General features: G+C 63.4%; 7 protein-coding genes, 1 other RNA gene and 1 pseudogene. 5 read left to right on the top strand and 4 right to left on the bottom strand.

Translation table 11 applies throughout. The features are described from left to right. Positions 1–368 (top strand): annotated as a pseudogene (locus ACESL8_RS08630) (hypothetical protein); the annotation flags it as partial. A 25-nt stretch (positions 369–393) separates the two neighbouring features. On the opposite strand, the gene ACESL8_RS08635 reads toward ACESL8_RS08630, so the two are convergent. Further along, a complete protein-coding gene (locus ACESL8_RS08635; RefSeq protein WP_372917856.1) occupies positions 394–870 on the bottom strand; it encodes a hypothetical protein in 477 nt (158 codons plus the stop codon). 227 nt (positions 871–1,097) lie between these two features. On the opposite strand from ACESL8_RS08635, the gene ffs reads away from it, so the two are divergent. From ffs to ACESL8_RS08655, 4 genes are all read left to right on the top strand, one after another. Further along, positions 1,098–1,194, top strand: an RNA gene (ffs, locus tag ACESL8_RS08640) — signal recognition particle sRNA small type. A gap of 125 nt (positions 1,195–1,319) precedes the next feature. After that, the gene (locus ACESL8_RS08645; RefSeq protein ID WP_372917858.1) at positions 1,320–3,011 is read left to right on the top strand and encodes a DNA polymerase III subunit gamma/tau; all 1,692 of its coding nucleotides are present in this window, start codon (positions 1,320–1,322) and stop codon (positions 3,009–3,011) included. An 8-nt stretch (positions 3,012–3,019) separates the two neighbouring features. Continuing rightward, entirely contained in the window at positions 3,020–3,346 is a 327-nt protein-coding gene (locus ACESL8_RS08650; protein WP_372917860.1) for a YbaB/EbfC family nucleoid-associated protein, read from the top strand. Between the two features lie 22 nt (positions 3,347–3,368). Then, positions 3,369–4,463 carry a zinc-binding dehydrogenase gene (locus tag ACESL8_RS08655; protein ID WP_372917862.1) on the top strand — a complete coding sequence of 365 codons (1,095 nt, stop codon included), beginning with the start codon at positions 3,369–3,371 and terminating at the stop codon, positions 4,461–4,463. A gap of 76 nt (positions 4,464–4,539) precedes the next feature. On the opposite strand, the gene mtgA is transcribed toward ACESL8_RS08655, so the two are convergent. The 3 genes from mtgA to ACESL8_RS08670 all read right to left on the bottom strand — a co-directional run. Further along, the gene (gene mtgA / locus ACESL8_RS08660) at positions 4,540–5,232 is read right to left on the bottom strand and encodes a monofunctional biosynthetic peptidoglycan transglycosylase (protein ID WP_372917864.1); all 693 of its coding nucleotides are present in this window, start codon (positions 5,230–5,232) and stop codon (positions 4,540–4,542) included. A 60-nt stretch (positions 5,233–5,292) separates the two neighbouring features. Continuing rightward, positions 5,293–6,207 (bottom strand): RNA polymerase sigma factor RpoH, encoded by a 915-nt coding sequence (rpoH, locus tag ACESL8_RS08665; RefSeq protein WP_372917866.1) that lies wholly within the window; start codon positions 6,205–6,207, stop codon positions 5,293–5,295. A 26-nt stretch (positions 6,208–6,233) separates the two neighbouring features. Further along, positions 6,234–6,652: RluA family pseudouridine synthase (locus ACESL8_RS08670; RefSeq protein ID WP_372917868.1), on the bottom strand; the 419-nt coding region annotated here is incomplete at its 5' end.

Raw genomic sequence — 6,652 nt, forward strand, 5'->3', positions numbered from 1 at the left:
CTGTCCCCCGCGCCGCAGCTGTAGGATCATCCAGTGTTTGGCAAACGAACAACGGATCGGTGACGACTTCCCTTGTGGAATTGAGCTTGGTGCGCTTTCGCGACAAAAGCGGTAAACGGGAGGCACAAAGCGGCCGGCGGGAGGCACGAGTAGGCAGTCAAAGCATCCTCGGTGCAAAACAGGGAGTCATGAATGAGGATCGTATCGATTTTGAAACCGAGCAGGTGAGACCCGGGGTCTTCAAAGTTACGCCAAGCCGCCCCCTGCAAGTTGGAGAGTATGGATTCATCCAGACGCTGCAGGGCGTGAAGCTGAACGGCAATGGCGCGTCCGCCATGCGCGTCTATGATTTCGGGATTTCCGAATAGTAAATCCGGCTTGCAACGATCAGTTTTAGCCGACGAATTTCGTCTTGCGGAAACGGACAACGTTGCTGCTGATCTGCCCAGCCAATTTATCGATGCATCTGGCTAGTGCAAGTTGAATAACCTGTTGTTCTGTACTGTTTACACCAGATCCGGCAGACGCCGAGCAACTGGCAGCTTGCACGCTGAGTGGCGACGGCCTGCCATTGCCAGTGGGTTCAAGCATTTCCGTGTAAGCAGCGATTGTTGCAGTTTGCGTTGCGGGAAATGATTTATTCACTTTTACAATCATGATATAAACTTTAAGTCGCGGCAAATGAGGTGATGTGACGACATCGATGCCAACATTGGCAAGATTACGAGCAAGAGATTTTTCTACCAAATCCGGATCGAAAGACTGCTGTTCCGAAATGACTGCCTTGCGGTGAATTTCCACGTCAACAGCAACAGGCTTCTGGAAGGCGACCAGCGCGGCGAGCATCATGACCGTCATAGCGAGCACCATCGAACCACATCCATAATCAGCTGATCTACGACCTTGCTGGCAAATTGCCCTGCTGGCCAGAAATTCACAAGACTTGGCTCAAAAATTCCGGGTGAGGGCCGGGAGCAACCCAGGCCGGAATTATTGCGGCTGCTTCCTTTTTGAACGCGCGCAACTGAGGCGCTCATCTGCAGCAGCTTGCGCTGAACAGGGACTTGCGCTCCGCTCCCGCCGTTGCCATATGAGTGAAGGGAGCTGGGCGGACAGGTCGCTCGCCAACCCGGTCAGATCCGGAAGGAAGCAGCCGCAACGATTCCGACTTGGGTCGTTCCCGGCTCCCACCATTTACGCACCGACAGCCGTGCGCCGCACAGTTCCCCCCGGCTATGTGGGCATGAACGCGCGGGCGGGCACAGCCTTGGCGCTTCTGTCCTTCCGCCTTGTCTTTCCAGCGGCTACAACGGCAGCGCATGTCAGACGAATCCGATATCGCCTTTCCGGGGCTTGAACTTCCAGCGTCCATCCCGGCGCAGGCTTACCGCGTGCTGGCCCGCAAATACCGCCCGGCCACCTTCGATACGCTGCTCGGCCAGCAGGCGATGGTGCAAACGCTGGGGAATGCCATCGCGCGCGGGCGGCTGGCGCAGGCGTGGCTGCTGACCGGGGTGCGCGGGGTGGGCAAAACATCAACGGCGCGCATCATTGCCAAGGCACTGAACTGCATCGGCACGGACGGCCACGGCGGGCCGACGATCAGTCCGTGCGGCGTGTGCGAGCCGTGCGTTGCCATCGCCGCAGGCCGCCACATCGACGTGGTGGAGATGGACGCCGCATCCAACACCGGCGTTGATGATGTGCGCGAGATCATTGAAGGCGTGCGTTATGCTGCCGTGTCCGCCCGCTACAAGATCCACATCATCGATGAAGTCCACATGCTGTCGAAGGCGGCGTTCAACGCGCTGTTGAAAACGCTGGAAGAACCGCCGCCGGGCGTGAAATTCATCATGGCCACCACCGAGGTGAACAAGGTGCCGGCCACCATCCTGTCGCGCTGCCAGCGCTTTGATCTCAAGCGCGTGTCGGCCGAAACGTTGGCCGAACATTTCGCCCGCATCCTCCAGGCCGAAAACGTCACGTTCGAAGCCGACGCGCTGGCGCTGGTGGCGCGCGCTGCGGAAGGCAGTGTGCGCGACGGGCTGTCCATCCTCGATCAGGCGATTGCCCATAGTGCCGAAGCGATCACCGCCGATGCGGTGCGCGACATGCTGGGCCTGGCCGATCGCGGCGCGGTGCGGGCGTTGTTCGGGCAAGTGCTGGCCGGCGATGTGCCGCAGTTGATGGCAGCCGTGGCCCGGCAATATGATCTGGGGCAAGACCCGGCGCAGCTGATGCGCGAACTGCTGGGCCTTGTCCACGGCATCACCCGCCAGCGCCTGGCCCCGCGCCGCGATCCGATCTTGTCAGCCGAAGAACAGGCGGCGCTTGATGCGTGGGCGCAGGCGCTCAGTTTCCCGCGGCTGTCGATGCTGTGGCAGATGCTGCTCAAGGGGCTGGAGGAAGTGCAGGCGGCGCCGGTGCCGTTGCAAGCCGCTGAAATGGCGCTGCTGCGGCTGTGCCACGCCGCCGATCTGCCCGATCCGGGCGCGCTGGTGAAGCAGTTGCAGGAACAGGGCGCGGGCCAGGCTGCCCCGTCAGCGCCCGCCTCTTCCCCGTCACCCGCCCCTGCCGCCGCCCTGAAATCCCCTGCCCAGCCCCCCCCCGCCCTGCCCGCCGCGCCGCCGGTAAGCGCACCGCCCACCGGCGAGATGCCCGTCAGTTTCGAAGCGATGGTGGCGCTGTTCCGCCGCCAGAGCGAAGCGCGGCTGGCGCATTTTCTCACCGACGATGTGCGGCTGATCAGTTTTGCACCGCCGCGCCTGGTGCTGGCCGCCAGCGGCTTGCCCAAGGATGTGCCGGTTGCCATTGCGCGCAGCCTGGAGGAGTGGACCGGGCAGAAATGGCAGATCGACTGGCAAGCGGGCGGCGGCGAGCCGACCCTGCGCGAAGCCGAGCTGGCGGCGCTGGCGGCGCTGGAAGCCGCGATGCGCGCCGATCCCACCGTTGCCGCTTTGCTTATTGCCTTTCCCGAAGCCGAACTCTCCCCCCTCAAACAAAGCGCCTGAGAACAGCCATGCCCAGCATTGAAGAATTGATGAACGCCGCGCGCAACGTGCAGGAACAGATGGCCCGCGCCCAATCCCAACTTGATCAGATCGAGGTGGAAGGTGCGTCGGGCGGCGGCCTCGTGAAGGTGCGCGCCACCGCTCGCGGCGCCGTGCGCGGCCTGTCCATCGATCCTTCACTGCTGACGCCGGACAGCCGCGAGATGCTGGAAGACCTGATCGTCGCCGCGTTCAACGACGCCAAGACCAAGGCCGATCAAGCCGGCAGCACCGAAATGGGCAAGCTCACCGCCGGCATGCAACTACCGCCGGGTTTCAAGCTGCCGGATTTCTGATTTCAACCAAAGGACCAAACCCATGCGCCAGATTCAATCGACCATCACCGCCGCTGGTGAGCTTATTCTGGCGGTGGCCGAGGTGCCGGAGCCGGAAGCCGGGGCCGGCGAGATCAAGATCCGCATCGAAGCGGCGCCGATCAACCCGTCGGACATTGGCTTGCTCACCGGCGCGGCCGACATGACGACGGCGCGCGGGGAGCCGGGCGCAATCCGTGCTGCCGTGCCGCCGGCCCTGATGCGGGCGATGGCGGCGCGCGCCGACCAGGCGCTGCCGTGCGGCAACGAAGGCGCTGGCACCGTGGTTGCCGCGGGCGCGGGCGCTGAGCATCTGCTGGGGCGCAAGGTGGCCATCATCGGCGGCGCGACCTATGCCGATTACCGGGTGGTGAAGGCCGAGGAAGCCCTGCTGCTGCCCGAAGGGGCGACGGCTGAACAGGGCGCATCGTGCTTCGTCAACCCGCTGACCGCGCTGGGTTTTGTTGAAACCATGCGCGCCGAAGGCCATAGCGCCATCATCCATACCGCCGCCGCATCGAACCTGGGCCAGATGCTGGTGAAAATTTGCGCTGCCGATGGCGTGCCGCTGGTGAACATCGTGCGTTCGGCGCAGCAGGCAGCGCTGCTGAAGGGCCTTGGAGCCGTGCATGTGATCGATTCGACTGCGCCGGATTTCATGGCACTGTTGGTCGCCGCCTGCACCGAAACCGGCGCAACCCTGGCCTTTGATGCGATCGGCGGCGGGCAACTGGCCGGGCAGATCCTTACCGCGATGGAAGCGGCCATCAACACGCGTCCTGGCGGCTACAGCCGCTATGGTTCGGAAGTGCTGAAGCAGGTTTACATCTATGGCGGGCTCGATATGGCGCCGACCAGCTTTGGGCGCGGTTTCGGCATGGCCTGGGCGGTGGGCGGCTGGCTGCTGTTCCCGCGCATGCGCACGTTCGGCCCCGGCGCTTATGCCCGGCTGAAACAACGGGTTGCCGACGAACTGACCACCACCTTCGCCAGCCATTACAGCCACAAGGTGAGCCTGGCCGGGATGCTGGAACCGGGCGCTGTTGCCGGCTGGTATCGCCGCGCGACCGGGCAGAAATATCTGGTGGTGCCGGATTGAGGCGGACGACCGTCACGTTACACGCGTCACCCCGGCGAACGCCGGGGTGACGCGGTTTTGGTGAATTGCCCGTCCGTCAATTCCACAGGCAGGCGTCAATCCCCCCGTCGCGCACCACCTTCACCCGCCGTTCGATGCGGCGGGCGTAGCGGCGGACGGATTTCGATGGCTTGGCAACGCTGCGCTTGATTGGCTGCGGCAGGATCGCGGTGAGCCGTGCGGCTTGTTTGGGCGACAGGCGATCGACGGTGGTGCCGAAATAATGCTGCGACGCTGCCGGCATGCCATAGATGCCGGGGCCCATTTCAATGATGTTGAGATAGATTTCCATGATGCGCGGCTTGCCCCACAGCAGCTCGATGAGGCCGGTGAACCAGACTTCGAGGCCCTTTCGCACATAAGATCGCCCCGGCCACAGAAAGGCGTTCTTGGCGGTTTGCTGGCTGATCGTGGAACCGCCGCGCAACTTGCGGCCCTGAAAATTGGCCTGGGCGGCGGCCTTCACCGCTTCGAAATCAATGCCGTGGTGGGTGCAGAAATTGGCATCCTCCGCTCCGATCACGGCGCGCGGCAACGATCGTGACATGGCGGTGAGGGGCACCCAGCTTTGCTGGACCCGCTTGCCGGCGATGGAATCGCGCGCCGCCAGAAACGTGATCGGCGGCGGTAGGAACCGGTAGGCCGCAACCCAGATGATGCTGAGCACGATGACAGCGGCGAGCAGCCGGAAGAACCAGCCAACAATAAATCCGATAACGCGGCCGATCATGCCGCCATCTGCGGGAAACCGGGGCGCGCCGTCAATGCGCAGAACCGGGAAACCTTGGGCTTAAACCTGCTCGGGGAGCAGGCGCTGCTCGGTGGCGGCTTCCTGCATCGCCTTGGCCAGTTTTTCAAAGGCGCGCACTTCGATCTGGCGCACGCGCTCGCGGCTGATGGCATAGCGCTGGGACAATTGCTCCAGCGTTTCCGGTTCGTCGCTCAGGCGGCGCTGGCTCAGGATGTCGCGTTCCCGATCGTTGAGGGTGGCCATCGCCTGCACCAGCAGCGTGTGGCGCTGATCGCGTTCCTCGCTGTCGGCCAGCAATTCGTCGGCCAACGGGCCATCATCGGCCAGCCAATCCTGCCACTCGCCTTCGCCTTCCTCCCGCAGCGGGCTGTTCAGGCTGGCATCGCCGCCGTGCCCCATGCGACGGTTCATCGAAACGACTTCGTTTTCGGCAACGCCCAGTGTGGTCGCGATATGCGTTACCGCTTCGGGGCGCAGATCGCCGTCTTCGACCGCGCCGATCTTGCCCTTCATGCGGCGCAAGTTGAAAAACAGCTTTTTCTGGGCTGCGGTGGTGCCGATCTTCACCAGGCTCCAGCTGCGCAGGATATATTCCTGAATCGCGGCCTTGATCCACCACATCGCATAGGTGGCAAGGCGAAAGCCCTTTTCGGCATCGAATTTTCGCACGCCCTGCATCAGGCCGATGTTGCCTTCCGCAATCAGTTCGTTCACCGGCAGACCATAGCCGCGGTAGCCCATGGCGATGCGTGCCACCAGGCGCAGGTGGCTGGTCACCAGCTTGGTAGCGGCGGCCGGATCCTGGTGCTCGGCCCAGCGCTTGGCCAGCATATATTCCTGCTCCGGCGCCAGCAGCGGAAACCGCCGGATTTCCGCCAGATAACGGTTGAGGCCGGCTTCCGATCCCAGCGCCGGGATGCTTGCCGGTTTTGCGGCGGGCAGGTTCGTGCTCATCGTTTCACTCCAATCCGGTTCCAGAATCAGCGGTTTTCCAGGGCGTCCATCAACGCCACCATATCGGCTGGCAGGGGGCTTTCGAAAGAAAGCTTTTCTTGGGTCACGGGATGCACGAAGCCCAGCGTGGCGGCGTGCAGGGCCTGGCGTTCGAAGGCCAGATCCTTCAGCATCGGTGCCAGTTTTCCGGGGGTGCGCCCGTAAACGGCATCTCCCAGTAACGCGTGGCCAATGGACGCCATGTGAACGCGAATCTGATGGGTGCGCCCGGTTTCGAGCCGGCATTCCACCCGCGCTGCGCCATCATAGGCTGCAATCGTGCGGAAATGCGTCACGGCGCGCTTGCCGCGGCCGTCCTTCACGATGGCCATTTTCTGGCGATTAGCTGTGCTGCGGGCCAGCGCACCTTCGATACGCCCGGCCGGCGGCACCGGCACGCCGCCGA

It is taken from the genome of Sandarakinorhabdus sp., from assembly GCF_041689835.1.
Lineage (GTDB): Bacteria > Pseudomonadota > Alphaproteobacteria > Sphingomonadales > Sphingomonadaceae > Sandarakinorhabdus.

Coding starts and splice junctions, on each gene's coding strand:
- ACESL8_RS08650 (WP_372917860.1), top strand. CDS start 3,020: ATGCCCAGCATTGAAGAATTGATGAACGCCGCGCGCAACGTGCAGGAA.
- rpoH (WP_372917866.1), bottom strand. CDS start 6,207: ATGAGCACGAACCTGCCCGCCGCAAAACCGGCAAGCATCCCGGCGCTG.
- ACESL8_RS08645 (WP_372917858.1), top strand. CDS start 1,320: ATGTCAGACGAATCCGATATCGCCTTTCCGGGGCTTGAACTTCCAGCG.
- ACESL8_RS08635 (WP_372917856.1), bottom strand. CDS start 870: ATGGTGCTCGCTATGACGGTCATGATGCTCGCCGCGCTGGTCGCCTTC.
- ACESL8_RS08655 (WP_372917862.1), top strand. CDS start 3,369: ATGCGCCAGATTCAATCGACCATCACCGCCGCTGGTGAGCTTATTCTG.
- mtgA (WP_372917864.1), bottom strand. CDS start 5,232: ATGATCGGCCGCGTTATCGGATTTATTGTTGGCTGGTTCTTCCGGCTG.